The 22,842-nt window shown below is 65.3% G+C and carries 28 protein-coding genes; 13 read left to right on the forward strand and 15 right to left on the reverse strand.

The window, feature by feature from the left end:
• Window positions 1-48 precede the first annotated feature (48 nt).
• Together IWX78_RS02420 and IWX78_RS02425 are read right to left on the reverse strand one after the other, a co-directional pair.
• The gene (locus IWX78_RS02420) at window positions 49-924 is read right to left on the reverse strand and encodes an alpha-1,2-fucosyltransferase (RefSeq protein ID WP_196831782.1); all 876 of its coding nucleotides are present in this window, start codon (window positions 922-924) and stop codon (window positions 49-51) included.
• Between the two features lie 105 nt (window positions 925-1,029).
• On the reverse strand, window positions 1,030-1,758 hold the full coding sequence (locus tag IWX78_RS02425) for a M23 family metallopeptidase (RefSeq protein ID WP_196831783.1): 729 nt from the start codon (window positions 1,756-1,758) through the stop codon (window positions 1,030-1,032).
• Here IWX78_RS02425 and IWX78_RS16320 point away from each other — a divergent pair.
• The 3 genes from IWX78_RS16320 to IWX78_RS02435 all read left to right on the forward strand — a co-directional run bounded on the left by IWX78_RS16320 (window position 1,748) and on the right by IWX78_RS02435 (window position 4,203).
• Window positions 1,748-1,870 carry a hypothetical protein gene (locus tag IWX78_RS16320; RefSeq protein WP_334684510.1) on the forward strand — a complete coding sequence of 41 codons (123 nt, stop codon included), beginning with the start codon at window positions 1,748-1,750 and terminating at the stop codon, window positions 1,868-1,870. The genes IWX78_RS02425 and IWX78_RS16320 overlap by 11 nt on opposite strands.
• Before the next feature lie 267 nt (window positions 1,871-2,137).
• Window positions 2,138-2,950 carry a GNAT family N-acetyltransferase gene (locus tag IWX78_RS02430; protein WP_334684511.1) on the forward strand — a complete coding sequence of 271 codons (813 nt, stop codon included), beginning with the start codon at window positions 2,138-2,140 and terminating at the stop codon, window positions 2,948-2,950.
• A gap of 101 nt (window positions 2,951-3,051) precedes the next feature.
• The gene (locus IWX78_RS02435) at window positions 3,052-4,203 is read left to right on the forward strand and encodes an AI-2E family transporter (RefSeq protein ID WP_196831784.1); all 1,152 of its coding nucleotides are present in this window, start codon (window positions 3,052-3,054) and stop codon (window positions 4,201-4,203) included.
• A gap of 3 nt (window positions 4,204-4,206) precedes the next feature.
• Here the strand turns inward: IWX78_RS02435 and IWX78_RS02440 are convergent, their stop codons facing one another.
• The 6 genes from IWX78_RS02440 to IWX78_RS02465 form a co-directional block, all read right to left on the reverse strand.
• Window positions 4,207-5,589 (reverse strand): YibE/F family protein, encoded by a 1,383-nt coding sequence (locus IWX78_RS02440; RefSeq protein WP_196831785.1) that lies wholly within the window; start codon window positions 5,587-5,589, stop codon window positions 4,207-4,209.
• A 16-nt stretch (window positions 5,590-5,605) separates the two neighbouring features.
• Window positions 5,606-6,823 (reverse strand): MFS transporter, encoded by a 1,218-nt coding sequence (locus tag IWX78_RS02445; RefSeq protein WP_334684512.1) that lies wholly within the window; start codon window positions 6,821-6,823, stop codon window positions 5,606-5,608.
• A 394-nt stretch (window positions 6,824-7,217) separates the two neighbouring features.
• Complete coding sequence (locus IWX78_RS02450) at window positions 7,218-7,736, reverse strand: hypothetical protein (RefSeq protein ID WP_196831787.1); 519 nt, start codon at window positions 7,734-7,736, stop codon at window positions 7,218-7,220.
• Window positions 7,733-7,912, reverse strand: a complete 180-nt coding sequence (locus IWX78_RS02455; protein ID WP_196831788.1) for a hypothetical protein — start codon at window positions 7,910-7,912, stop codon at window positions 7,733-7,735. Before IWX78_RS02455 ends, IWX78_RS02450 begins: the two co-directional genes overlap by 4 nt.
• 148 nt (window positions 7,913-8,060) lie before the next feature.
• Window positions 8,061-8,270, reverse strand: coding sequence for a DUF2945 domain-containing protein (locus tag IWX78_RS02460; RefSeq protein ID WP_196831789.1), 210 nt, complete (start codon window positions 8,268-8,270; stop codon window positions 8,061-8,063).
• A 12-nt stretch (window positions 8,271-8,282) separates the two neighbouring features.
• Window positions 8,283-9,011: a DUF72 domain-containing protein gene (locus IWX78_RS02465; RefSeq protein WP_196831790.1), complete on the reverse strand. Its 729-nt coding sequence runs from the start codon at window positions 9,009-9,011 to the stop codon at window positions 8,283-8,285.
• Between the two features lie 103 nt (window positions 9,012-9,114).
• Here IWX78_RS02465 and IWX78_RS02470 point away from each other — a divergent pair, with 103 nt between their 5' ends.
• The 3 genes from IWX78_RS02470 (at window position 9,115) to IWX78_RS02480 (ending at window position 11,730) form a co-directional block, all read left to right on the forward strand.
• Window positions 9,115-10,266, forward strand: coding sequence for a zinc-dependent alcohol dehydrogenase (locus tag IWX78_RS02470; protein ID WP_196831791.1), 1,152 nt, complete (start codon window positions 9,115-9,117; stop codon window positions 10,264-10,266).
• Between the two features lie 14 nt (window positions 10,267-10,280).
• Complete coding sequence (locus IWX78_RS02475) at window positions 10,281-10,850, forward strand: hypothetical protein (RefSeq protein ID WP_196831792.1); 570 nt, start codon at window positions 10,281-10,283, stop codon at window positions 10,848-10,850.
• 64 nt (window positions 10,851-10,914) lie between these two features.
• Complete coding sequence (locus tag IWX78_RS02480) at window positions 10,915-11,730, forward strand: endonuclease/exonuclease/phosphatase family protein (protein WP_196831793.1); 816 nt, start codon at window positions 10,915-10,917, stop codon at window positions 11,728-11,730.
• An 8-nt stretch (window positions 11,731-11,738) separates the two neighbouring features.
• Here IWX78_RS02480 and IWX78_RS02485 read toward each other — a convergent pair whose 3' ends face one another.
• Window positions 11,739-12,323 (reverse strand): MarR family winged helix-turn-helix transcriptional regulator, encoded by a 585-nt coding sequence (locus tag IWX78_RS02485; RefSeq protein WP_196831794.1) that lies wholly within the window; start codon window positions 12,321-12,323, stop codon window positions 11,739-11,741.
• Window positions 12,324-12,540: 217 nt separating this feature from the next.
• Here IWX78_RS02485 and IWX78_RS02490 point away from each other — a divergent pair, with 217 nt between their 5' ends.
• The 3 genes from IWX78_RS02490 (at window position 12,541) to IWX78_RS02500 (ending at window position 15,147) form a co-directional block, all read left to right on the forward strand.
• The gene (locus tag IWX78_RS02490; RefSeq protein ID WP_196831795.1) at window positions 12,541-13,155 is read left to right on the forward strand and encodes a hypothetical protein; all 615 of its coding nucleotides are present in this window, start codon (window positions 12,541-12,543) and stop codon (window positions 13,153-13,155) included.
• A gap of 94 nt (window positions 13,156-13,249) precedes the next feature.
• The gene (locus tag IWX78_RS02495) at window positions 13,250-14,524 is read left to right on the forward strand and encodes a signal peptidase I (RefSeq protein ID WP_334684535.1); all 1,275 of its coding nucleotides are present in this window, start codon (window positions 13,250-13,252) and stop codon (window positions 14,522-14,524) included.
• A 23-nt stretch (window positions 14,525-14,547) separates the two neighbouring features.
• Window positions 14,548-15,147 (forward strand): hypothetical protein, encoded by a 600-nt coding sequence (locus tag IWX78_RS02500; RefSeq protein WP_196831797.1) that lies wholly within the window; start codon window positions 14,548-14,550, stop codon window positions 15,145-15,147.
• Window positions 15,148-15,152: 5 nt separating this feature from the next.
• Here IWX78_RS02500 and crcB read toward each other — a convergent pair whose 3' ends face one another.
• Genes crcB through IWX78_RS02515 form a run of 3 tightly spaced genes read right to left on the reverse strand, consistent with a single transcriptional unit; the run spans window position 15,153 to window position 16,458 of the window.
• Window positions 15,153-15,527 (reverse strand): fluoride efflux transporter CrcB, encoded by a 375-nt coding sequence (gene crcB, locus IWX78_RS02505; protein ID WP_196831798.1) that lies wholly within the window; start codon window positions 15,525-15,527, stop codon window positions 15,153-15,155.
• Complete coding sequence (locus IWX78_RS02510) at window positions 15,524-15,955, reverse strand: fluoride efflux transporter FluC (RefSeq protein WP_334684513.1); 432 nt, start codon at window positions 15,953-15,955, stop codon at window positions 15,524-15,526. Before IWX78_RS02510 ends, crcB begins: the two co-directional genes overlap by 4 nt.
• Window positions 15,952-16,458, reverse strand: a complete 507-nt coding sequence (locus IWX78_RS02515; RefSeq protein ID WP_196831800.1) for a universal stress protein — start codon at window positions 16,456-16,458, stop codon at window positions 15,952-15,954. Before IWX78_RS02515 ends, IWX78_RS02510 begins: the two co-directional genes overlap by 4 nt.
• A gap of 364 nt (window positions 16,459-16,822) precedes the next feature.
• Between IWX78_RS02515 and IWX78_RS02520 the strand changes: the two genes are divergently transcribed.
• From IWX78_RS02520 to IWX78_RS02530, 3 genes are read left to right on the forward strand one after another with little or no spacing between them, the layout of a single operon-like run.
• A complete protein-coding gene (locus tag IWX78_RS02520) occupies window positions 16,823-18,496 on the forward strand; it encodes an FAD-dependent oxidoreductase (protein ID WP_196831801.1) in 1,674 nt (557 codons plus the stop codon).
• Between the two features lie 23 nt (window positions 18,497-18,519).
• Window positions 18,520-18,819, forward strand: a complete 300-nt coding sequence (locus IWX78_RS02525; protein WP_196831802.1) for a metal-sensitive transcriptional regulator — start codon at window positions 18,520-18,522, stop codon at window positions 18,817-18,819.
• Between the two features lie 31 nt (window positions 18,820-18,850).
• Window positions 18,851-19,234 (forward strand): thioredoxin family protein, encoded by a 384-nt coding sequence (locus IWX78_RS02530; RefSeq protein ID WP_196831803.1) that lies wholly within the window; start codon window positions 18,851-18,853, stop codon window positions 19,232-19,234.
• An 11-nt stretch (window positions 19,235-19,245) separates the two neighbouring features.
• Here IWX78_RS02530 and IWX78_RS02535 read toward each other — a convergent pair whose 3' ends face one another.
• Entirely contained in the window at window positions 19,246-19,599 is a 354-nt protein-coding gene (locus IWX78_RS02535; protein ID WP_196831804.1) for a TFIIB-type zinc ribbon-containing protein, read from the reverse strand.
• 198 nt (window positions 19,600-19,797) lie between these two features.
• On the opposite strand from IWX78_RS02535, the gene IWX78_RS02540 reads away from it, so the two are divergent.
• On the forward strand, window positions 19,798-20,406 hold the full coding sequence (locus IWX78_RS02540) for a hypothetical protein (protein ID WP_196831805.1): 609 nt from the start codon (window positions 19,798-19,800) through the stop codon (window positions 20,404-20,406).
• 693 nt (window positions 20,407-21,099) lie between these two features.
• Here IWX78_RS02540 and IWX78_RS02545 read toward each other — a convergent pair.
• On the reverse strand, window positions 21,100-21,888 hold the full coding sequence (locus IWX78_RS02545; RefSeq protein ID WP_196831806.1) for an ABC transporter permease: 789 nt from the start codon (window positions 21,886-21,888) through the stop codon (window positions 21,100-21,102).
• Complete coding sequence (locus IWX78_RS02550) at window positions 21,885-22,790, reverse strand: ATP-binding cassette domain-containing protein (RefSeq protein ID WP_196831807.1); 906 nt, start codon at window positions 22,788-22,790, stop codon at window positions 21,885-21,887. Before IWX78_RS02550 ends, IWX78_RS02545 begins: the two co-directional genes overlap by 4 nt.
• Window positions 22,791-22,842: the final 52 nt, after the last annotated feature.

Here is a 22,842-nt window from a genome sequence, read left to right on the forward strand (position 1 = left end):
GACCGTCATTCTTTTGCATTCTTTCGACACGCCGAAGGTGACATTCAGCTAGAACCTGAGCCATTCGGGGGGGACCAGTTCGCTCGCGTCGCTGTGCGCGTCGGCAAACCAGGTGGCCGGTGCGATGACCGGATGCTGTGACGTCGCCGGCTTTCCGAGCCAACCGGCCCACCAGCTGAAGGTGCTGTTTGCAATCACCTTCGAGGAGCACGCGGACATCAAAGCGATCTCTCCGCCGTCCTGAGTCGTGGCATCCGCCGGGCAGACCCGGTCACCCTCCCGGACCAGGTTCGCGGTCATCCAGTCAGGATCGTCCCCGAACCAGACGCGGTTGCGGTGTCCGAGAACGTCGAGGTGGGCCAGTGCACGGTCGTAGTAGTCCTGGCCGAGTACCCCGTGACGGGCGGTGTTGTCTGCGACGGCAAGGTAGTCGCCACGGCGGACGTGGACAGCGACAGTGTGGGGGTCGGCCGCCAGCTCCTCGGCGAGGGCTCTCCCGGACGGGGTCAGCATCGAGTCGAGCAGGCCGGTGATCGATGCTCGCACACTGTCTGCGGATGCCGTGAAGTAGTGCGGCGACTGAAAGTAGCCCATGAGGTACGAACGCCCGGTGAGGCGCTCACGGACGGTGACGTCATGACCCGACTTCTTCTGCTTGACCAGGCGGAGAGCCGAGGAGTCGCTGATGCGGCCGCGCCTCTGCGCGACCGCGAGCAGCAGCCCGGAGAGTTGCGAGAATCGCTGCTCTGAGGTGAGTAGCGGCTCGATGACGAGCGGGCGGTCACCTCGGCAGCGGACCCGGTCGATCAGCACCCGTCGACCGGAGCGTTCGAGGTCGTGGGCAAAGGCCCACTCGAAAAGCTGGTTGCCCAGCCCGCCCTGCAGCGTCAGCAGGATCTCGTCGTCTTTCACACGCCAGCGCACTGGTCACCATTCCTGTGGCACAGCCACGTCACAGGTGCACAACCATAGGGTGAGAAACCCTCACAGGCACAGTCCCCCGAACGTGTGACGGGTCGGACAGGAGCGTTAGAGGCCGACGCCCTTGCCGGACATGAAGGGTACCGGGTTGGTGAAGTCGCCGCCGATGCGGATCTTGAGGTCGAGGTGGCAGCCGCTCACGACTCCGGTGGCACCGATACCGGCGACAACCGTTCCGGCTTCGATCAGTTGACCGACGGAGACCCTGAACGAACCGGTCTGCACGTGGCCGTAGATCGACTCGACTCCGCCGCCGTGGTCGACGATGACGCGCTGTCCGTATGCACCGGCTGAGCCAGTGAACGTGACCCGGCCGGCAGAGACAGCCTTGATCGGCGTACCACAGCTCGCGCCGAAGTCGACGCCGTCGTGGAAGGAGTTGGAGCATCCGGCCGCGTTGCAGACCAGGCCGCGAGGGCCATACGGCGATGAGATACCGGCGGCGACCGGACGGATCCAGGTGCCGCTGCGCCCAACGAGGAACGCCGCCAGGTCGGGGTCATTCGCGTTGTAGACGTAGCTTCCCGATGATGATCCGGACTGGGCAGAGCGGCTGGCCGCGAGCTTGGCTGCTTCGGCAGCGGCCTTCGCTGCGGCAACTGCTGCGAGTTCTTCCTCAGACGTCGCCGAATAGCTATCGCGGGCGAGGGCGGGTCGCGTCCAGTCGGGGACGGTGAGCGACTGAGCACCGGTCGCGTGCACCCGTGCTGCGACAGTCGTCTCTTCAGACGTGAAGGCGTAGGCCGGGAGGGCGACCGTTCCGAAGATGCCGGGCACAGCGACCGCCATGATGAGCATCGACCGGATGGACTTCCAGCGCGACTGCTTCGGGGCGGACCTCACCGCACTCGTGGTGGAACGTGACGCTGACGGGCCGGTCGTCGAATGACCTGACTTCCGCCGTGCGCCGGCGGAGCGCGGTGCGCGCGCGGCGCCGACAACCGATCTGGTGCTCGGTTCGAGAATCGGAGGCACGGCCGAGGAAGAGATCGGTGTTGATGACAGGGGGATCGCGAGGGCTGCCGGCGAGTCAGGAACCGAAGGCAGCGATGTCGAAGACTCAGTCACCGACGGCTCCGGGGCCGACAGCCCCGAGCCTGCTGCCGCTGCCGCTGCCTCGCGAAGGCTCCTCCGTGTCGGGAGCGGCGTGGGGTCGATGGACGAGTCGCTGGCGCCCGCTTCGGGCTCTCGGCGGTTGTCGTCGGTCATCACAAAAATTCTCCGCGCGCCAATTCTTACGAGTTCGCGGCGTTTTCACGAGATTCCGCGCGCTCGTACTGGCGCTGATGTTCAGTGGCGGGCGGAGCCGAAACAGCATCCACCCAAATTCGGGTTAGCCATGAGGATAGCCGAATCGGCCTGTGAACACACTCCCAATTCGGGTGGCCGTGCCCTGCAGTGCAGAGTACGGTCATCGATCATGGCCGTTATTCTGCGCACTCCGAGGATCGAGGACGCCGCCGAACTCGGCCGCGTGCACCAACAATGCTGGGTCGAAACCTATGCGGATTTCGTCACTCCCGAGTTCTGGGAGCACTCGACCGAAGCACGCCGGATCGGCATGTGGGAGCGGATGCTGCGACGCAGCGAACCCTCCAGGCGACTCATGATCGCCGAGGTCGACGGCGATGTCGTTGGCTTCGCGCAGGCCGGCCCCGCGAACGTGCGCGAGCATCCCGGATTCGATCCCGTACACGACCTCGAGGTACGGATGCTCTATCTCGTCCGATCGGCACACGGCAGTGGAATCGGTCAGAAATTGCTCGACGCGGTGCTGGGCGCCGATGATCCCGCCCAGCTCTGGGTGGCCGAGCAAAATGCTCGGGCGCGAGCGTTCTATCGACGAAACGGGTTCGAAGCCGACGGCGTGCATGACCTCCGTGCGCATCGCGGGAGTAAGATCACAGCCATTCGAATGGTCCGCCCGAGGCCACGACATCGCGAGGACCGACTGCATACCACCGATTGACCGATCCGGCGAGGCGGCTGCCGTCGTCGCCCGGGTGCGGGACGATGTGTACGTACGTGGAATAGTCGGCAGCCTGCCGGCCGTCACTGAGGGTGTGGATCATGCGCAGGAAAAACAAGAACATCACGGCCGAGGTCGACCAGGCGGACCTGAAGCCGGACTTCGCGCTGCAGAAGGGAGCAGGCGCCGCTGGCTTCAGCATCGCCTCCTTCCGGATCGGCCTCGTCGGCGGGCTCGGTGTTCTCACTGCGCTCCTGATCGGAAATGTGCTCGGCCAGCTCGGTACCGTGCTGATCTACATCGGTCTTGCCCTTTTCCTCGCCCTCGGACTCGACCCCCTGGTCACCTGGCTCGAGAAGCGCATCCACAGGGGCGTGGCTATTCTCCTCGTCGTCCTCGCTGTCCTCGGGGTCTTCGCCGCCCTGCTCTTCGCCGTCATTCCCGTGCTCATCGAACAGGCGTCGAATCTCGTCGAGGACTTCCCACGTGTGCAGGACGAGGTCGAGTCAAGCGACTTCATCAAAGGGCTCGAAGCAACCTTCGGTGGGTCGTTGAGCATCGGGGACGCCATCTCGAGCTCAATCGAGTTCATCAGCAACCCCGAGAATCTCGTCGCGATCGGCGGCGGTCTCGCTGCGGTCGGTGCAGGGATCGCCAGTGGCGTGACCGGCGCGACCATCGTGCTCATCCTCACCCTCTTCTTCTTGGCCTCGCTGCGGTCGATGAAGGGTGTCGCGTACCGCTTCGTTCCTGCCTACCGTCGCGTCGGCTTCGCGAAGATCACCGAGGAGATCACGAGCGCCGTCGGCCGCTACGTGGTCGGCCAACTCAGCCTGGCGCTGTGCAACGGCATCCTGAGCCTCATCGCGCTGTCGATCATCGGAGCGCCGCTGCCGTTCCTGCTGGCGATGATCGCGTTCCTCGGTTCGCTCGTTCCGCTGGTCGGCACGCTCACGGCGTCGATCATCAACACCCTGATCTGCCTGTTCGTCTCCCCCACCACCGCGCTCTTCGCCGGCATCTACTACCTCATCTACATGCAGATCGAGGCATACGTGCTGAGCCCGCGCATCATGAGCCGCGCCGTCGCCGTTCCAGGCGCGATCGTCGTCATCGCTGCGGTCGCGGGTGGAGCGATCGGCGGAGTCCTCGGTGCACTCGTTGCCATCCCGGTCGCGGCATCCGCCATCATCATCATCCAGAAAGTGGTCTTCCCGCTGCAGGACGCGAAGCACTCGCCGACCGGGGCCTAGAACTCAGTCGTCGTCCCACCGTGACGGGCCCCAGGAGGACTGCTCGCGGGCGGCTTCCTCACGGCGCTTCTCCCGGCGAGTCCTCGGCGTCTCGTGGTCGATCTCTGCCGCCAGCGCCCGGGATCCGGTGGGATCGGCCGTGACGTCGGTGTCGTCGGCAACGGATGCCGTCGCTGTCGTTCCTGAGCCCACCGCTTTCACCACGAGAACCGCGATGAGCGTCGTCACCGGGATGGCGAGTACGAGGCCGATCGACCCGACGAGAGTGCGCACGATCTCTTCGGCGAGTTCGCCGCTGGTGATGGTCTCGACGATCGGGCGCTCCTGCAGCGTCAGCAGGATGAGCAGGGGAAGGGCGGCGCCCGCGTAGGCGAAGACGATCGTGTAGACCGTGGAAGCGATGTGGTCGCGCCCGACGCGCATGGCGCCGGCGAACAGCCGCCTCCAGCTCGAATCCGGCGCGAGTTCGTGCATCTCCCACACTGCGGAGGACTGGGTGATGGTGACGTCGTTGAGCACACCGAGCCCCGAGATGATGAGCCCGCAGAGCAGAATTGCGGAGAGCGAGATCGACCCGGAGGCATAGGAGAGGGTGTAGTCGGCGTCGTCGTTCAGCCCGGTGAGATGCAGGGTGCCGGTCGCCCACGCAGCGATGAGCGACGTCGTCACCAGTCCGAAGATCGTGCCGAGGAGCGCCGTCGACGTCCTCGCTGAGAATCCGTGGGCGAAGTACAACACCCCGATCATGATCACACTCGATCCGACCAGGCCGAGCAGCAGGGCAGGTTTGCCCTCGATGAGCCCGGGCAGGATGAACTGCGCAACGACGAGATAGGCGCCTGCGAGGCCGAGGAGGGCACGGAACCCGCGCCAGCGGGCGACGAGGACCACCACGGCCGCATAGATGCCAGCGAGCAGGGCCATCGGCACCGTACGCACGAAGTCGATGAACGAGTACTGCGACAGCGCGGCCTCGCCTGATGTGCCCAGATCGAGAAAACGGATGCGATCGCCGACCTTCACGTCGACCTCGCGGATGACCTCGGGCGGGATCTCGACATCAGCGATCGCGCCGCCGCGATCGGGAGCGATGTGCGCCACGAGACACTGCTGATCGGCTGTCGCCTCGCTCGACGGGTAGAGGCAGGTGGCGATGCTCGTTCGCTCGACCGTTCCGATCTGGAAGCTCACCCCCTCGGCGGTGGAGTACGGGTTGCCCACCTCGACGTCGTCGGCTGCGCCGCTCGGCCAGAGCAGGAACATGCCGACGATTGCTGCAAGCGTCATCGGGATGAGGATGGCGGCGAGCAGTCTGTTGGCCCGGCGTCGCGTCGCGGCGGCCTGCGCCGACGGTTCCGCGTCGTTGTGCACGTGGCTGTGACCCATGGAGTCCCTTTCGGTGTCAGTGCGTGAAGCGTCGGGCGCGGGCGGAACGCATGGCATCCGTCACCAGCATGAGAGCGAGGGCGACCGCGACGAACAGGATCTGCGCCGGCGGAAGCGATGGTAGACCGTTGCGATCGAGAAGGAGGCCGCCGAGCAGGGCGCCGCCACCGATCCCGACGTTGAACGCGGTGGTCTGCAGCGCAGCAGCAAGGTCGCGGGTTCTGAACGACGCTGTGTGCAGCATCCTGGTCTGGAGCATCGCCGGAACGCCGCCGAAGGCGACGCCCCAGACCACGATGGCGATGACGACCACGATGGAGTTGGCGGACCCGACGGCGAGGACGCCGACCGCAACGATCACGGACACGATCGCGAGAGCGAACCCGCGCTTCGGGAACCGGTCGGAGGCGTAGCCCGCGAGCACGAGGCCCACGACCCCGGCCCCGCCGAAGAGGAAGAGCAGGAAGGCCACCGACGTGTCCGGGAACCCGGCGACCTCGACCAGCCAGGGCGCGATGTAGGTGTAGAACGTGTTCTGGCCGGTGATGAGGATGATGATGACGACGCAGAGCAGCACGACACCCGTGATGCTGCGGTCCTTGTAGAGCGGGATGGCGATCTCGCCGGTCTTGAGCGTGACGTGATGGTTCACCGCAGGCAGGTACTTGACCACCAGGAGGGCAAGGATCACGACAATCACGGCAATGATCAGGAAGGCCGTGCGCCAGCCGAGGGCGTGGCCGAGTGCCGTGCCGACCGGCACGCCGAGCACGAACGCCGCTGATCCGCCACCGGCCGTGATGGCGACGGCCTTACCGAGCTGGTGCCGCGGCACGAGGTGCGCGGAGTATGCGGCGACGACGGCCCAGAACAGCCCGTGGGCGAGTCCACCGAGGACGCGGGCGCCGACCAGGATCTCATAGGTGGGGGCGATCGCTGCCAGCACGTTGGCGAGGGCGATGACGCCGAGCACGACGACGACGAGTCCCTTGCGCGAGTATTTGCGGGTCAGCGCGGCGAGGGGGGTCGTGGCGACGACGACCGTGCCGGCGAAGACGGTGACGAGCAGGCCGGCCGTCGACAGGCTCACGTCGAGTTCTTTCGCCATGTCGGGCAGGAGCCCGGTCGGGAGGAATTCACTCGTGACAGAGACGAAGATCGCGCCGGCCAGTGTGAGCAGGCCGATCCAGGGAAACGGCCGGGTGTCGGTCGTTTCGGTCGTGGAAGAAGACACAGGGATGCCGATCAGGTCAGGGGGCAGGTGCGGCCGACGTCGGCGTGCGGCGCGCTGTCGGTCAAGCCTATTCGACGTGCCCGCTCGCGGCGGGTCCGTCGGTGCGGATGACGGGCTGCGCCTCGGGGAGAAGTGCGTCGAGCAGGTGAGCGAGCGGTCGGGGTGCGGGATCGCCGCCGAGCTCCTCGACGAGGACGCTCGCCCACCGGATGTCAGTCGGCTAGCACTGCGGCCCGACAGAAGGAGATCGGCACCAGAGAAGGACCAACCCGGCACAACCATCCTTTTCTCGCGACGTTCTCCTTCTCCCAAGCCGATGGCGAACCGCCGACAGCACCCTGTTATGCATGCGAGCTCCTGATATGCGTGCGACCCACGGTGCGAGCAGCACCCGTCACGCCCCGGCGGGCGGCTCGGCCAGCAGCTCGACCCGGTCGGTGAGGTACGAAGCGAAGTCGACGGGTTCCGCCGTCGGGTTCCACCGCACCCGAGCCTGGTCTCCGTCGACGAACAACCGCCCGCCCGCCATACGGATGGAGTCGAGCTCCACGCGGACGGCATCGAAGTTGACCGTCTCTCCGTGAGGGAAACGCCCCCGGGTCGCTGCCGCCCGATACGCACGACGCTGTTCGGCCGACGCCGACTGGTAGGCGGGACGGCCGGCCTCGAGGGCGCGCGTGGTCAGTCCGGTCTCGTACAACGTGCCATCGGCACCGAGCAGAAAGACCCCGAGCCGCCACACCCGCCCGAGCGGTCGGAGCACGGGCTTCCGTGGCACACCGAACACCCGGCGCTCCGGCACGTACTCGGCGAGCGCCTCGTCGCGCGCGCCCGCTGCGCTCAAACTCGCGACGGCACCGTCGAGAACCCGCCGGATGCCTGAGATCATCTGTTCGTCGTCAGGGAACGTCATCGTCCTGATGTGAGCGGCTTCACAACGCGCTCCGGATCATCGACCAGTGATCGGGATGCCGGGTCCCTCACCAGCCGGACGAGCAGAGCGGATGCCGCCAACTCGGCATGATGACCGCAGGCGTCGCCGAGAACAAGGGATCCGGCCCGGGCTTCGAGGGGTCCGAATCGACTCATGCCGTCAGCCTAGCGGGACCCGCGTCGGCGGGCGGGCGCGGCCGCGCGAGCAACGTTTGCTCAGCATCGTCGGCTCGGCGATCGTCGTTATGTTGGGCGTCGCTGCCCTTGGCCGTCGCTGTCATTCACCGGGCCGGGAGGATGAGGGTCACACCTTCGACAACGCGTCGCCCTTGTGCATCGCCACCGCATCGGTCTTGTCGCTCTGCACCTCGTACTGCGGATCATCCGGGCTGCATCGTCGCGTGCGACCCATGAACTCCACATCCTTCGTGTGAACCTTCGTGATCTTTCCGCGCACGTGACCGACGTCGGAATTCCAGCGCACGTGGTCCCCCACCGAGAACGTCGTCATCATCCACTCCTCTCGTCAGGCCACCATTGTGCCCAGTGTCTGGGCGTTCCGCACGGCATTGCCTCCACCGTCGTTATTGAAGTAGACGTAGACATCCGTCCCGCCATCGCGCCACTCGCGGATGCGATCCGCCCACCACCGCAGATCGTTCTCGGAATACGACCCTCCATAGAGATGCTCGGTGTCCGGACCGTGCATCCGCACATACGCGAAGGGCGCCGTCACCCGGAGAATGCAGGGCAGGTGGGCACCGCTCATCACGCAATAGGCGGCGCCGTGGGCTTCGAGCAGCCGGAACACGTCATCGCAGTGCCAGCTCTCATGACGGAACTCGACGGCGACGGGGATCCAGTCCGGGAGCCGCCCGAGAAAGTAGTCGAGCCGGGCGTCGTCGCGCGTCATGGCCGGCGGCAGCTGAACCAGGAGCACCGCACGCTTGTCGCCCAGCTCATGCCAGCCGGCCGCGATGCGGTCGATCCACGCCTCGGGTCCGTAGAGCTTCTTGCCATGGGTGAGTCCGCGCGGTGCTTTGACGGTGAGCCGGAACCCCGGCGGCAGTCGCTTGCGCCAGCTGGCGAACGACGTCGTCTTCGGCCAGCGATAGAAGCTCGCGTTGAGTTCTACGGTGCTGAAACGGGCAACGTAGTACGCCAGTCGGTGCCACCGCTGCAGCCCCTCCGGATACAACACGTGCTCCCAGTGGTCGTAGCTCCAGCCGGATGTCCCAATCCAGATGCTGCCCATCCGCCTACCGTATAAGCGGAGGGCGGTTGGCGCCACAACCCCCTTGGCGAATCTTGTCGGTGGCGGGACGCTAAGGCGTCCGGTACAAACGAGGGAGGCCCACATGAGGGCGATGGTGTACCGCGGGCCGTACAAGGTCCGCGTCGAAGAGAAGGACATCCCGCCGATCGAGCATCCGAACGATGCAATCATCCGGGTCACGCTCGCGGCGATCTGTGGCTCGGACCTGCACCTGTATCACGGCATGATGCCCGACACCCGCGTCGGCATGACCTTCGGGCACGAGTTCATCGGTGTCGTGGAGTCGGTCGGATCGTCGGTTCAGAACCTCAAGCCGGGCGACCGGGTGATGGTTCCCTTCAACGTGTACTGCGGGTCCTGCTACTTCTGCGTACGCGGCCTCTACTCCAACTGCCACAACGTCAACCCGAACGCGACGGCTGTCGGCGGGATCTACGGCTACTCCCACACCTGCGGCGGATACGACGGTGGTCAGGCCGAGTACGTTCGCGTACCGTTTGCCGACGTGGGGCCCTCCCTGATTCCGGAGTGGCTGGATGACGAAGACGCCCTGATGTGCACGGATGCCCTCGCGACCGGATACTTCGGAGCCCAGCTCGGCGACATCGTCGAGGGCGACACCGTCGTCGTCTTCGGTGCCGGACCTGTCGGCTTGTTCGCCGCGAAGTCCGCCTGGCTGATGGGTGCCGGGCGGGTCATCGTCATCGATCACCTCGAGTACCGCCTGGCCAAGGCCCGCGATTTCGCCCACGCCGAGACCTACAACTTCGCAGAGCACGACGACATCGTGGTCACGATGAAGAAGGCGACGGACTGGCTCGGTGCAGATGTCGTTATCGATGCCGTCGGCGCAGAGGCCGACGGCAATCTCACCCAGCACATCACCGCTGCCAAGCTCAAACTGCAGGGCGGCTCCCCTGTCGCTCTGAACTGGGCGATCGACTCGGTCCGCAAAGGCGGCACGGTCTCGGTCGTCGGTGCGTACGGGCCGATGTTCAGCGCTGTGAAGTTCGGCGACGCGATGAACAAAGGGCTCACGCTGCGGATGAACCAGGCCCCGGCCAAAAGACAGTGGCCGCGCCTGTTCGAGCACATCCGGAACGGCTACCTCAAGCCGAGCGACATCATCACCCACCGCATCCCCCTTGAGCACATCGCCGAGGGCTACCACATCTTCTCGGCCAAACTCGATGACTGCATCAAGCCGCTCATCGTGCCGAGCGAGCACGCCTAGGAGACGGAGCGAGAATGCCGTACACCGCAGATGGACCGGAACGCCGCGAATCCAGCGAGAAGCTCCGGGCCCGCATCCCGGGTTGGGGCGCCGACCTCGATCCCAAGGACCGCCCCTCCGTTCCCCGGGAGCGGTTCGACCCCGGGGCCACCGGGGCACACTGGGACTTCCCTGAACGACAGCCCGAGAAATGGCCGCGCGAGCGCTCCATCGAGCACAAATTCCTCACTCCGGTCTTCGGGACATCGACACCCCCGCGTGGTTTGTCCGGGGCCATGCGAAAGTTCGCGTACCGCAGGTACAGCGAGGCGCGCGCCGCGCACTGGCTCATCCTGTTGGCATCCGACCGCGTCGATGCGATCGAAAGTCACCTGCGTTCACTCGCGAGCATGCATCCAGACAACCCCGTGACCGAGACCGGGATCCTCAGCGAACTCACGCGCCACGGATACTCATCGCGCTTCGGAACCAAACGGGCAGACGTCAAGCACCACTGGATGGACCCGATCCTCGTCGCAGGGCCGTGGCTCGCTGTCGGAGCACTGGCCTACATCGCCGTCACCTCTCGTGCCCGCCGCGAGTGAGCAGAGCCAGGTGGTCGCGGCGCGTTCCGAGATCCGGACGAGTGGCACCCCCTACGCTGGTCAGATGACGGATGCCGCCATGATCGGCCCGGTCGACGCCCCCGATCTGCACGTGATGACCTACAACATCCGGCGGCGCATGGCACATGTTCCGCGTCGAAGCCCCGACCAGTGGGCCAGACGGCGGCCGTTGCTCCGCATCCTGCTCACCCGCGAGAAACCGACGATCCTCGGAATTCAGGAGGGTCTGCCTGACCAAGTCGACTTCCTCACGCATCTGCTCGGTCCGGGATACGCCCGGGTCGGGCGTGGCCGAAACGCCGATGGCGACGGTGAGCAGTGCACCCTCTTTTACGACAGCGCGAGGCTCGAACTCAACGACTGGACCCAGCGTTCGCTCTCCGACAGTCCGGCGATCGCCGGTTCACGCAGCTGGGGCAACATGCTGCCGCGCATCGTGGTGTCCGCCGATTTCACCGACCTGGCCACCGGCATCCGTTTCTCGGTCTTCAACACGCACTTCGATCACCTGTCACGCACGTCGCGCGCCCGATCGGCCGGGATGGTCAACGACCTCGTCGAGGGGCTCGGAACACCGGCGATCGTTCTCGGCGACATGAACTCGGGCGTCCGCTCCCTCCCGTACCGCCTCCTCACCGCGGGACCGCTGCGGGATGCTTGGGCGGTCGCGCGTCGGCGCCTCACCCCGGCCTGGGGCACGTACTCGGGATATCGCAAACCGAAAGTCGGCGGAAAGCGGATCGACTGGATGCTCGTCACCGACTCCGCCTCCGTCGAGGAGATCGGTATCAATACGGCCCGGTTCGACGGTGCTGCTCCGTCTGACCACGAGCCTGTGCAGGCTCGTCTGCGTTTCTGACGTCCGGATCAGGCCGGGTCAGGGCCCAGCTGCAGGCCGGCAGCCTTCTCGAGGGACTCGCCGATTGCGGAGAACGTCGCCGCGACCGCGGAAACCTGGTCGTGCGACACCGAGGCAACAAACGCTTTCCGGTAGAAATCGAGCACCCTGTTGACAGCGTCTACACCGGCAGGAGCGAGCTCCAGCACAAGACTGCGCCGGTCGTTCGGGTGTGGTGCCCGCAGTACGAGATCGGCGGCTACCATCCGGTCGACAAGATTCGTGATGGCGCCGGACGACAGATCGAGGAAGTCGCCGGTCTTCTTGGGTGTGACCCCGGAACCGCTCGCGATGAACAGGAGGGCGCGCAGGTCGGTTGATCCGATACCGATGCTCGATGCGACGACCGACGACACATGCGCACTCTGTGCTTGCAAAAGCTGGAAAGCACGCAAGAGGGCGTCGATCGGGTCGAGAGAGTTTTCCTGAATCATCGCCCGCCACTCCGCGGGTTGGAGTTTGCCGTCCGATGGCTCGAGCTGTGCCGCGGCGTCGGTTCGTCTTGCGGGTCGCGATGGGACCGACGACTCGTCGATCTCCTCTGTCATCTCCATGTCGGGCATCTTCCTGTTTGTCGGGTGCCCCCCGACATCAATTTACTTGATGGCTCGTCTACTTTTCCACCAAGGTATGCCCCCATATCTGGGGGGAATGCTTAGTTTGTAAGCTTCTCAACTCCAAAGTAGCTTTATGGTCGTACTACTTGACTACGTGCTCACCTGAGCCCGTCGGCGGGCCGTCCTCTATCCACGGCCTGCGGAAGGAAGAACCATGAAGAAGCCATCTTCCCGGGCCCGCGCCGTTCTCGGCTTCGGTGCTGCTCCGCTCGCGATCCTCATCGCCGGCGGCCTGATTTGGCAGTCCTCACACGCGGCGTTCACCGCGACGACCCGGAGCGCTGGCAACTCGTGGTCGGCCGGTGCCGTGTCGCTGACTGATGACGACAAGGGTGCCGCGGCCTTCTCGGCCACCAACCTCGTCCCAGGAAGTACCGGGTCCAAGTGCATCGTCGTGACCTCCACCGCATCGGTCCCTGGTCAGGTGCGCTCCTACGTGACGAACCTGGCAACCAGCGGCGCCGCACTCGGTGAGCGCATCACCTTCAAGCTCGAGGCGGGAACGGGAGGCTCGTTCAACGACTGCACCGGCTTCGTTCCGAGCGGCACCGCCGAACCCGCGGCACCGATCTCAACAGTCGCTGCTGCGCGTCATGACTACGCAACCGGTGGTCACCCCTGGGACACGGCCGGCACGGCCTCAGGTGAGTCGCGCACGTACCGCGGCACCTGGACATTCGATACAACGGGACTGACCCAGCAGCAGATCGACGCTCTTCAGGGGTCTTCGCTCTCTGCCGACGTCGTGTGGGAATTCCGATCCAACTGATCGCCGCGAACTGACGCCCTCTGAGAGCACCATGCCGACATCGCGAAAGCCAAGTCACGCCGTACCGGGCGATGGCTGGGCGCGTCTTCTCGCGATGTCGGCCTCGAGGGCTTACCTGATCGCACTGGCAACCCTGGGCGCAGTCGCCCTGCTTCCGAGCCTCTTCGGTTGGACGACGTCCGTCGTACAGTCGGAATCGATGGCACCACACATCTCCACAGGCGATGTTGTATCGGCATCCGATTTGCCGGACTCGTCACCGGTACCCATCGGAGGCGTCGTCACGTTCACGGTGGACGACCGTACGGTCGTCCACCGTGTGGTGACAGTCGAAGAAGACAACTCGGTCATCACGGCCGGAGACGCGAATCCCGCCCACGATCCCTGGTCGATCACCCGCGAAGACATCACCGGACAGGCTCGGCTCCTCGTGCCGTACGTTGGTCTGCCGGGACTGTGGCTACAACGCTCCGAGCTTCTCCCCCTCGTACTGTGGCTCGGCGTCACCGCAGGGGCAATCGCCCTCGCACTTCCGTCGATGCGGCACCGCGAGAAACGGGAATCGGACGCTCCGACAGATGCCGGTGCAGATCGGTCCTCGCCCGCTATCAGATCGGCTGTCGGGGCGGCCGCACTCGTCGGCCTCCTCGCCCTCACGATTGCCGTTCCCCGCCCACCGGTCGATGCAGCATTCACCGGAGGTACGCGAACGCCTGCGTCATGGTCGGCGAAGTCTTACCAGGCAATCACGGTCGGCGGACTGAGCCAGTACGGCGCACTGGCAGCCACGTCGGTCCGCGACACCAACTTTCTGTTCAACCAGTCGAGCATCGACGGCTTCGTTGGAACAACCCCAGGCACCAACGTCTCGGGTTTCAATTCCAGGGATGTCGATGCCATCCATCTCAACGACCAGTCGGCGAAGGCCGCCATGACCGCCGCCCGAGCTCTGCGCACCGCCCTGATGGAACGCCCGGTCACACGCACGCTGACCGCCGCCCTCGGCGGAACGCTGACCGGAGGGGTCTACACCTCGACGAGCGGGGCATTCGCGGTCGGAGGCACCCTGACGCTCGATGCTCAGGGCGACTCCAGCGCGCGGTTCGTGTTCCGCACGACGACGACATTCACGATGGCCCAGAGGGCACGGGTCATCCTGGCGAACGGCGCGCAAGCCGCCAACGTTCACTGGATCGTCGGCACGACTGCCACGCTCGGAACACTGACCACCACATCGCCGGACACGACCGCCGTCGGCAATCTCCTGGTCTCGGGAGAGGTCTCACTTCGCGGCGTGAAGCTCAGCGGACGCGCAGTGTCCTTCGACGGCGGCATCGCACTCAACGGCCAGATCACCCCGCCGAACTGAACCGCCGGCGCTACTCTGAAGAGATGATCGAGACCTTCCTGCGGCGTCCCCGCGGCGCGGCAGAACTGACGGCGGATGCCGTTCGCCTGGTCGGGGTCCTCTGCATCGCCGTCGCCCTCATCGGGTGGCCTCTCCTCGACGTCGCCGTGTTCGCTCTGGCACTCCTCGGGCTGGTCGTTCCGAGATTCCTCGGCATCCGTCCCGGTCTCGACATCGCCCTGGGCATCACGGTGCTCGTCGCGGCGTGGAGTGCGTTGCTCGACCTGTACAACGCCATTCCCTACTGGGACTTCGTCGTCCACTTCGCTCTCAACGGCCTCGTCGCTGCCGCGCTGTACATTCTCGCGGTGAGGCTCGAGGTGATTCCTGATCCCACAACGACCCGGGTGTCACTCGGCGCCATCGTCGCGCTGACGACGTCATTCGGTCTGGCCGCCGGGGTGATCTGGGAGATCGCGGAGTGGCTCGGCCACACGTACATCGACGAGACCATCTTCGTCGGCTACAACGACACCATCGGTGATCTCGTCGCCGGAGGACTCGGCTCGATCCTGGCCGGACTTGCCGGTCGCCGTCTTGCTGCCGAAAGCCGTTACGTCGCGGCGCACACCGACCCGGCCTGAGGTCATCACAGGCCACCGAGGAGAAGACCAGCGGCGCTGGCGATCACCGCGCCGACGAGCATCCCGACACTGCTGACGAGTGCGACACCGTAGCGTCCCTCGCGCACGAGGCGAACCGATTCGACGCTGGCGGTGCTGAAGGTCGTGTAGCCGCCGAGGAACCCCGCACCGACGATGAGCTGTACCTCGGGAGCCAGGGTCGCCGAGAGGGTCAGCCCGGTGGCGAGACCAAGCAGGAACGACCCGGTGATATTGATGACCAGGGTCGCGAGCGGGTACGACGACGTCACTCTCGACCGGATCAGTCCGTCGAGCACGAATCGGCTGCCTGCACCGAGCCCGCCGGCGAGTGCCAGGGCGAGAAACACGAGCGGTGTCATGCGCCGACTCCCGGGTTGTTCCTTCGTCGGTGAGTGGATGCCGCGATGACGATCCCCGCCCACGCGGCTACGAGGCCGACGAGAAGAGTGCCGACCGCGTAGAGGATGCCGATTCCGATGTCGCCGGCGCGCAGGAGCAGGTCGGTGTCGGTGGCGAGTGCGCTGTAGGTGGTGAAGCCGCCGAGGAAACCGGTGCCGGCGAGCAAGCGGACGTTGCGCCGGCGCCCGGTGTCGGCCCCGGATCGAACCAGACCCTCGAGCAGCAGTCCGAGCGCGAACGACCCGACCACATTGATGAGAAAGATGGCCAACGGGAACGAGCCGATCGACGCGATCGAGAGACTCAGTGCCTCACGCGCGGCCGTACCGAATGCTCCGCCCACGATGACGATCGCAATGAGCGTCGGCTGCAGATGCGGTGGCCTCACTCGCTCCCCTCCCACGGCAACGGCTTCGAAGCAGAGGACGCCGGGTGAGGTATCACGATGACGGGCCGGTGCTGCCGGTGAGCGAGGTGGGCCGCGACCGAGCCGTTGAAGAACTCCTGGAGCGTGCCACGGAATCCGGGTGAGCGGGTTCCGACAACGAGCAGAATGGCATCCACCCTGTCAGCCAGCGCGATCAATTCAGAGCTCGGGTCGCCGACGAGGGGATGGACGCTCCAGGGCACACCGGCTGGTTCCAGGACGGTTGCGATCTGCTTGCGCAAATGCTCATCGAACTTCTCGACCCGCAGGTCCTGGATCTCGGGGTCGATCGGCATCGACGTGAACAGCCCGTCTGAAAACCGTTCGACGAGGTAGCGGCTCGGGTCGACCGACGCGCAGAGGAGCATGGCGTCGAAACGCCGGGCGAACTCGACGGCCTGCTCGAGCACGATGCGGGGCTGGCCGTCGACGACTCCGACGATGATCACGTTCGGGTTCGGCATGGGTCCCCATCTCTGCGGGAGGCGCTCGCCTTCCCGCCGCGAATCTGCGGTGACAGCAGTGTTTCAGAAATCCGGCGCGTGCGGAAGTTGTGTGGCCGCCATCCCGCTTGCGATACCCCCTGGGGTATTGTAGCGTTGAATGCGGGATACCCCCTGGGGTATCCCGCCGCCGAGGAAAGGACGAGATCGAATGTGCAGAGCTGTCACCTGCAAGACCTGCGGAAAGACGACATGGGCAGGCTGTGGCCAGCATGTCGACGAGGTGATGCGCGGGGTCTCCCGCAGCGACCGGTGCCAGGGTCACGAACAGGAACCGAGTCGTGGCGGCTTCTTCTCCCGCATCTTCTCCGGCCGGTAAGTCGCGATGACCGGTCGTCCTCAAAAAGTGGTGATCGTCGGCGGTGTCGCCGGCGGAATGTCAGCGGCAACCCGCCTCCGTCGTCTTGACGAGTCTGCGGAGATCGTCGTGTTCGAACGAGGGCAATACGTGTCCTTCGCCAACTGTGGCCTGCCGTACTACGTCGGTGGTGCCATCGAGAATCGCGACAGCCTGCTCCTTCAGACGCCAGAGTCCCTCCGCGCACGATTCAACCTGGACGTGCACACCCGTTCCGAGGTACTCAGCATCGACCGTCAGGGCAAGACCGTCCAGGTTCGGGCCGGCGGCGCAATCCGGTCAGAGTTCTACGACATCCTCATCCTCGCCGCCGGCGCGACCGTCAGGGACTCGCTGGTCGGAGGCGGGGTTCCGGTGCGGACGCTGCGAACCATCGACGACGTCGATGCCATCACCGCCGTTCTCGACGCGGTCGGGACGGATGCCCGTGCCGTCGTCGCCGGTGCCGGGTTCATCGGACTGGAAGCCGTCGAGAACCTCGTCGCCCGGGGCGTGACGACGACGCTGGTACAGCGGGGCCCTCATCCTCTCTCACCGCTCGACCCGGAAATGGCTCGTCCGGTGCTCGATGCCCTCACCGCCTCCGGGGTGGATGTGCGCGTGCATGCGACGGTCAGCGACATCCGTGACGGCACGGTGCACCTCGACGACGGGAGCGTTCTCGAGGCCGATCTGGTGATCGATGCGCGAGGAGTTCGACCTGACACGCGTCTCGCCGCGGATGCCGGCCTCACGATCGGCGCAACAGGAGGGATCGTCGTCGACGACTTCCAGCGCACGAGCGACGCGTCGATCTATGCCGTCGGCGATGCCGTGGAGAAGACGGATGCCCTCGATGCGTCGGCGACACTCGTCACGATGGCCGGCCTCGCGAACCGACACGGGCGCACAGCCGCCGACGCGATCTGTGGCAGCACCGACCCGACTGTTCCGTCGTTCGGCACCGCCATCGTCGGTATTTTCGACCTCACCGTCGCCATGATCGGCTGGAGTGAGAGCAGACTTGTCGCGGCCGGACGACCCCACAGGGTCGTCCACACCCACCCGTCCTCCCACGCCGGCTATTACCCGGGTGCCGAGCAGATGGCGATGAAGCTCCTGATCGATTCAGAGACGGATGCCCTTCTCGGCGCACAGATCGTCGGAGGCGCCGGGGTCGACAAACGTATCGATGTCCTCGCGACCGCTATGGCCGGAGGCATCACCGCATCGGCCCTCTCCCGCCTCGAACTCGCATACGCTCCCCAGTACGGTTCAGCAAAGGACCCGATCAACATGGCGGGATATGTGGCCGACAACCTGGCGACGGGCGCGACGCGCAGCATCCAGTGGCACGAATTATCCGACGCTCTCGAGAGCGGTGCCGTTCTCGTCGACGTCCGTACCGAGAGCGAATTCTCGCGCGGTGCCATTCCCGGCGCCGTCAACCTGCCTCTCGACGAGATTCGCGAGCGCCGAGATGAGCTTGCCGATGCGCCACTGATCGTGCACTGCCAGGTCGGGCAGCGCGGGCACACCGCCGCGCGGCTCCTCAGCCAGCTGGGATTCGACGTCCGTAACCTCGACGGCGGGTGCCGAACCTGGCTGGCCGGAGCCGCTGAGCCCTCGCGCGTTCTCTCGGCTGCCGTTACCATTCCCTGAACCCCATCGCAGAAGGATCCCTCATGTCATCTCCCGTCATTCCGGAGCAGATCGCCACCGATTCGAAGACGGAAAGCCAGCGAAAAGTGCTGAACCGACTGCGCCGCGCCCAGGGCCAGCTCGCGTCGGTGATCACCTCGGTCGAAACCGGTGCGGAATGCCGCGACGTGGTCATTCAGCTCGCCGCGGTCTCCAAGGCTCTCGACCGCGCGGGCTTCACGATCGTGTCTACCGCGATGAAGGAGTGCATCAGCGCCACCGGTGAGAGCTCAGACCCCATCACCGTCGACGAACTCGAGAAGCTCTTCCTCACGCTCGCCTGACCCTCATCGCCACATTCCCGAAAGGAACCCCATGGCAACCATCGACCTGACGACGGACTCGTTCAACTCCGCCGTGGACGATCACAACATCCTCTTCGTCGACTTCTGGGCGGCGTGGTGCGGCCCGTGCCGGGCGTTCGCGCCGACGTTCCAGACGGCATCCGAGACACATCAGGACATCACCTTCGGCAAGGTCGACACTGAGGCCGAACAGCAACTCTCCGCGGCGGCCGGGATCACATCAATCCCGACACTGATGGTGTTCCGCGACCAGATCCTCGTGTTCTCCCAGCCGGGTGCGCTCAGCCCGCCCCAGCTCGATCAGGTCATCACCGCGGTGAAGGGCCTCGACATGGACGAGGTGCGAAAGTCGATCGCCGACGCCACAGCGGCCGAAGCCGCTGACCCGGCGTAGACGGCTGCCGGTCAATCGAAGAGGTCGCTGAGCCAGCTTTCCTTCTTCTTGCGGCGGTACCCGTCGCGGTTGTCGTAGCTGCGCTCGCGGTCGCCGTAGCCGTTGTTGCGGTAGCCATCGTCCGGCTGCGCTCCGTACTGTGGTGATCGCACACCCCACGGGGCCGGCGGGGCCGACGCAGGCGGAGCGGCGGGAGCAGCAGGTGCTGCCGGTCGCGCTGCGTCCAGATCGGACTCGGCCCGATCGATGATCTTGTCGAGTTCTCCACGGTCGAGCCAGACGCCGCGGCACTCCGGGCAGTAGTCGATCTCGACGCCGCTGCGTTCGCTCATCACGAGGGTTGCTGAGTCATTCGGGCATTTCACGGTCGGCCTCCCAGGTTTCATCCGTCGGCAGTGATCCTATGGTCCCCGACGTCGAGCATCCTGAGAGAGTTCTGTCGGCCTCCACGCGTTCACGCCTCACATGTGTATGCTCGACTTCGTTTGCCGGAACGTTCGGTCGGCGGGAATCCACCTGCCCCACCGCGCACCGACATCGAACGTCGTTCTGATGGGAGCCTCATGAAGGCAACACATGCTCACGGCCCCGCCGTGAAACTGGCATCGCGCTACGCGGACACTCCGACCCGCATTCTTGTGCTCGGCCACGACGGTGACACCTTCGACGCTGTCGTCGCAGATCTCGTCGATCACGGAGTCGACATGGTGCGATCGACCGAGATCTCGCAGTGTGCCGACTCGCTCTGTGACACGCAGGCCACTGGTGTCGTTCTGATGATCGACGCCGCCGAGCTGTCGGGACGGGCGTCACGTAAGGAATTGGCCGGATCGCTCACGAGCACGTTGCACGGACTGCTGCCGCTTCTCGCCCAGCCTGCGCAGGTGCTCGTTCTCGCCCGTGGATCGGATGCGTCGAACAAGGCTCGACTCGACAAGGAAGTGTTGTCGGTCATCACCCGGATCAGCCGGGAAGCAACCAACGAGTACGGGATGAACCTCAGCATCAATGCCGTCGACATCACCGGGACGGTCGATACGGCCCTCGTGGCTCGTCGGGCGACGGAGCTCTTCAATGCACGAGAAGACGTGTCGACGGGCGAGGTCCTCGACTACGCAGAGATCAAGGATCAGACGATCGGGTGCGCTCTGGCGCTGCGGTTCGTGTACTGAGCGCTGCGGCCTCTGCCCTGTGGTCATTGGTCGGCTACCCAGGATCGACGAGAACGGCGGTGGGTCAGCACCATCGTGTGGGCCACTCGGTTTCTGCAGCCCCTCCGGTGGCTGCGAGTCGGGCGGAGGCAGCGCCTTCGGCGGCCGCAACTGTGGCACCGCCAACAGCACCTCCGGGTGGGTGACGTACGTATGCCCTCCTGGAGAGGTCCACTCGAGGGGGCCAGCACCGCGTTGCTCTGCCTTCCACGTCGTCTGGTGCTTGAGTCGAGGATGCTTCTGGCAGAGGTGCGACAGGTTGTCGCACTTGGTCGGACCGCCGAACTGGTGGGCTTGTGTGTGGTCGAGATCACAGTGCCTGGCCGCCCGGTTGCAGCCCTCGAACCGGCACGTTCCGTCGACATATTGCAGGTAACGCCGAACCGCCTTGCCCGGCCGGTATCTGGTGCTACGTCGCGTTGAAGCTGCCCGATCTCGTCGACTATCGAGCTGCACGCCTCTGCTCGCGCCCCACTGACCGGAGGTTCGATCTCGTCGTCATCGAACGCCTCGCCGGGTGATTCGTGGAGCTCCTCCATGCCTTCATTCTCCGTCCGACCACTGACACTGAGCACCGGATCAGGATCGGGAAAGACCCGGTCTGGAGAAGGTTAAGAGATCGGATGGCTGGGAAAGGACGGGCAATGCGCACGGTCACCGCCGACCTGCTTTGCGTCGAAACATCACCGTGCCCCATGCCACGGAAGCGACGAGGATTGCCGCGCACCAGCCGATCGCAAGCACCGGCTGGTGCTCGAGGTCCGTTCCGGTGAGTAACCCGCGGATTGTTTCGATGATCGGCGTCAGTGGCTGGTTGTCGGCGAATCCGCGCAGCCAGTCCGGCAGGGTGTCCACCGGCACGAAGGCGCTCGAGACGTATGGCAGGAACAGCAGGATGAAGCCGTATCCGTTCGCGGCCTCCGGCGATCCGGACGCGAGCCCGATAGCTGCGAAGAGGTAGGTGATCGCGAGGATGTACAAGGCGACGATCGCGACGGCAGCGAACCAGTCCGCCGGGCCAGCGATGGGACGGAACCCGACGCCGATGGCCGCCGCGATCACGATGCCCGTCGCAATGAGGTTTCTGACGAGGCTCGCGACGACGTGCCCAGTCAGGACAGCAGAACTGCGGATTCTCATGGTACGGAATCGGTCGATGATCCCGGTTTCCATGTCGTTCGCAACGTCGACGGCCGTCGACGCGGCACCGAAGCCAGCGCAGAGCAGGATGATGCCTGGCACCACGTAGGTGACGTATCCACCGGTCTCGTCGATTGCTCCACCGAAAACAAAGACGAAGAGGATCATGAGGAGAAGGGGAAGGACGATAGCCATGATGAGTGCGTCGATGTTCCTGACCGAGTGCCGCAGACTTCTGGCGATGAAAGTCGCCTCTTCGGTCGCGAACGGAAGCGAGGGTCGTGAGGCGAGCGAGGTGGTCATGGTCGTTCCGTTCGTGGTGCGCCTGCGCCGGTGTGCGTGTCCGCCGGGCCGGTCAGGGTGAGGAAGACGTCGTCCAGGCTCGGTCGCCGGATGGTGACCTCGCCATCATCGAACTCGGCGTCGAGGTCGTCGATTGCGAGCCGCAACCCGCGGAGGCTGCCGTCGGTCGGGACCTCTCGAAGCAGCACGTCGCTGTCGCCACGGAGCTCAACCATCTGCACTCCTGTCTGTGCCTTGAGATCAGCCGGGGTGCCTGTGGCAATGATCCGGCCGCCCGAGAGCATCCCGATGCGATCAGCGAGCTCGTCGGCCTCCTCGAGATATTGCGTGGTGAGAAACACCGTCGTCCCCGCTGTGCGAAGGGAACGAATGATGTCCCACAATTCGCGGCGGCTACGCACGTCCAGACCGGTCGTCGGCTCGTCGAGAAAGATGATCGGTGAAGTGACGATCAGGCTGAGGGCGAGATCGAGACGGCGCCGCATGCCACCCGAATAGACCCCCGCACGTCTGCGTGCTGCATCGCTGAGACCGAGCTGATCGAGGATCTGCCGCGATCTCACACCGGCCTCCCGTCGGGACAGGCCGAGGAGACGCCCCATCATCCGAAGATTCTCGTCACCGGTGAGGACCGGGTCGACGGCTGCGGACTGCCCCGTCACTCCGATCAAACCTCGCACCGATTCGGGGTCGGAGACAACATCTGCTCCTCCGACGACGGCTGAGCCCGAGTCTGTGCTCACGAGCGTCGAGAGAATGTTGATCAGTGTCGTCTTGCCTGCCCCGTTGGGACCGAGCAGCGCGAAGATCGTGCCCGCCTCGACCAACAGGTCGATGCCGTCGAGCACCTGATGCTCGCCGAATGCCTTTCGCACCCCGCGCAAATCGATTGCCGCGATCATCCCGAACTCCTATCCTTGAATCGTGGATGCCGTAAACTGTTTACGTCATATA

The sequence above is a fragment of the Mycetocola sp. CAN_C7 genome, from assembly GCF_015752285.1.
Classification (GTDB): domain Bacteria; phylum Actinomycetota; class Actinomycetes; order Actinomycetales; family Microbacteriaceae; genus Mycetocola_A.

What these genes read in the sequence shown, in the direction of transcription:
- IWX78_RS16320 (WP_334684510.1), top strand. Translation starts at nt 1,748, where the DNA reads ATGCCGGGCACAGCGACCGCCATGATGAGCATCGACCGGATGGACTTC.
- IWX78_RS02430 (WP_334684511.1), top strand. Translation starts at nt 2,138, where the DNA reads ATGGACGAGTCGCTGGCGCCCGCTTCGGGCTCTCGGCGGTTGTCGTCG.
- IWX78_RS02435 (WP_196831784.1), top strand. Translation starts at nt 3,052, where the DNA reads ATGCGCAGGAAAAACAAGAACATCACGGCCGAGGTCGACCAGGCGGAC.
- IWX78_RS02440 (WP_196831785.1), bottom strand. Translation starts at nt 5,589, where the DNA reads ATGGGTCACAGCCACGTGCACAACGACGCGGAACCGTCGGCGCAGGCC.
- IWX78_RS02450 (WP_196831787.1), bottom strand. Translation starts at nt 7,736, where the DNA reads ATGACGTTCCCTGACGACGAACAGATGATCTCAGGCATCCGGCGGGTT.
- IWX78_RS02455 (WP_196831788.1), bottom strand. Translation starts at nt 7,912, where the DNA reads ATGAGTCGATTCGGACCCCTCGAAGCCCGGGCCGGATCCCTTGTTCTC.
- IWX78_RS02460 (WP_196831789.1), bottom strand. Translation starts at nt 8,270, where the DNA reads ATGATGACGACGTTCTCGGTGGGGGACCACGTGCGCTGGAATTCCGAC.
- IWX78_RS02465 (WP_196831790.1), bottom strand. Translation starts at nt 9,011, where the DNA reads ATGGGCAGCATCTGGATTGGGACATCCGGCTGGAGCTACGACCACTGG.
- IWX78_RS02470 (WP_196831791.1), top strand. Translation starts at nt 9,115, where the DNA reads ATGAGGGCGATGGTGTACCGCGGGCCGTACAAGGTCCGCGTCGAAGAG.
- IWX78_RS02475 (WP_196831792.1), top strand. Translation starts at nt 10,281, where the DNA reads ATGCCGTACACCGCAGATGGACCGGAACGCCGCGAATCCAGCGAGAAG.
- IWX78_RS02480 (WP_196831793.1), top strand. Translation starts at nt 10,915, where the DNA reads ATGACGGATGCCGCCATGATCGGCCCGGTCGACGCCCCCGATCTGCAC.
- IWX78_RS02485 (WP_196831794.1), bottom strand. Translation starts at nt 12,323, where the DNA reads ATGGAGATGACAGAGGAGATCGACGAGTCGTCGGTCCCATCGCGACCC.
- IWX78_RS02490 (WP_196831795.1), top strand. Translation starts at nt 12,541, where the DNA reads ATGAAGAAGCCATCTTCCCGGGCCCGCGCCGTTCTCGGCTTCGGTGCT.
- IWX78_RS02495 (WP_334684535.1), top strand. Translation starts at nt 13,250, where the DNA reads ATGTCGGCCTCGAGGGCTTACCTGATCGCACTGGCAACCCTGGGCGCA.
- IWX78_RS02500 (WP_196831797.1), top strand. Translation starts at nt 14,548, where the DNA reads ATGATCGAGACCTTCCTGCGGCGTCCCCGCGGCGCGGCAGAACTGACG.
- crcB (WP_196831798.1), bottom strand. Translation starts at nt 15,527, where the DNA reads ATGACACCGCTCGTGTTTCTCGCCCTGGCACTCGCCGGCGGGCTCGGT.
- IWX78_RS02515 (WP_196831800.1), bottom strand. Translation starts at nt 16,458, where the DNA reads ATGCCGAACCCGAACGTGATCATCGTCGGAGTCGTCGACGGCCAGCCC.
- IWX78_RS02520 (WP_196831801.1), top strand. Translation starts at nt 16,823, where the DNA reads ATGACCGGTCGTCCTCAAAAAGTGGTGATCGTCGGCGGTGTCGCCGGC.
- IWX78_RS02525 (WP_196831802.1), top strand. Translation starts at nt 18,520, where the DNA reads ATGTCATCTCCCGTCATTCCGGAGCAGATCGCCACCGATTCGAAGACG.
- IWX78_RS02530 (WP_196831803.1), top strand. Translation starts at nt 18,851, where the DNA reads ATGGCAACCATCGACCTGACGACGGACTCGTTCAACTCCGCCGTGGAC.
- IWX78_RS02540 (WP_196831805.1), top strand. Translation starts at nt 19,798, where the DNA reads ATGAAGGCAACACATGCTCACGGCCCCGCCGTGAAACTGGCATCGCGC.
- IWX78_RS02545 (WP_196831806.1), bottom strand. Translation starts at nt 21,888, where the DNA reads ATGACCACCTCGCTCGCCTCACGACCCTCGCTTCCGTTCGCGACCGAA.
- IWX78_RS02550 (WP_196831807.1), bottom strand. Translation starts at nt 22,790, where the DNA reads ATGATCGCGGCAATCGATTTGCGCGGGGTGCGAAAGGCATTCGGCGAG.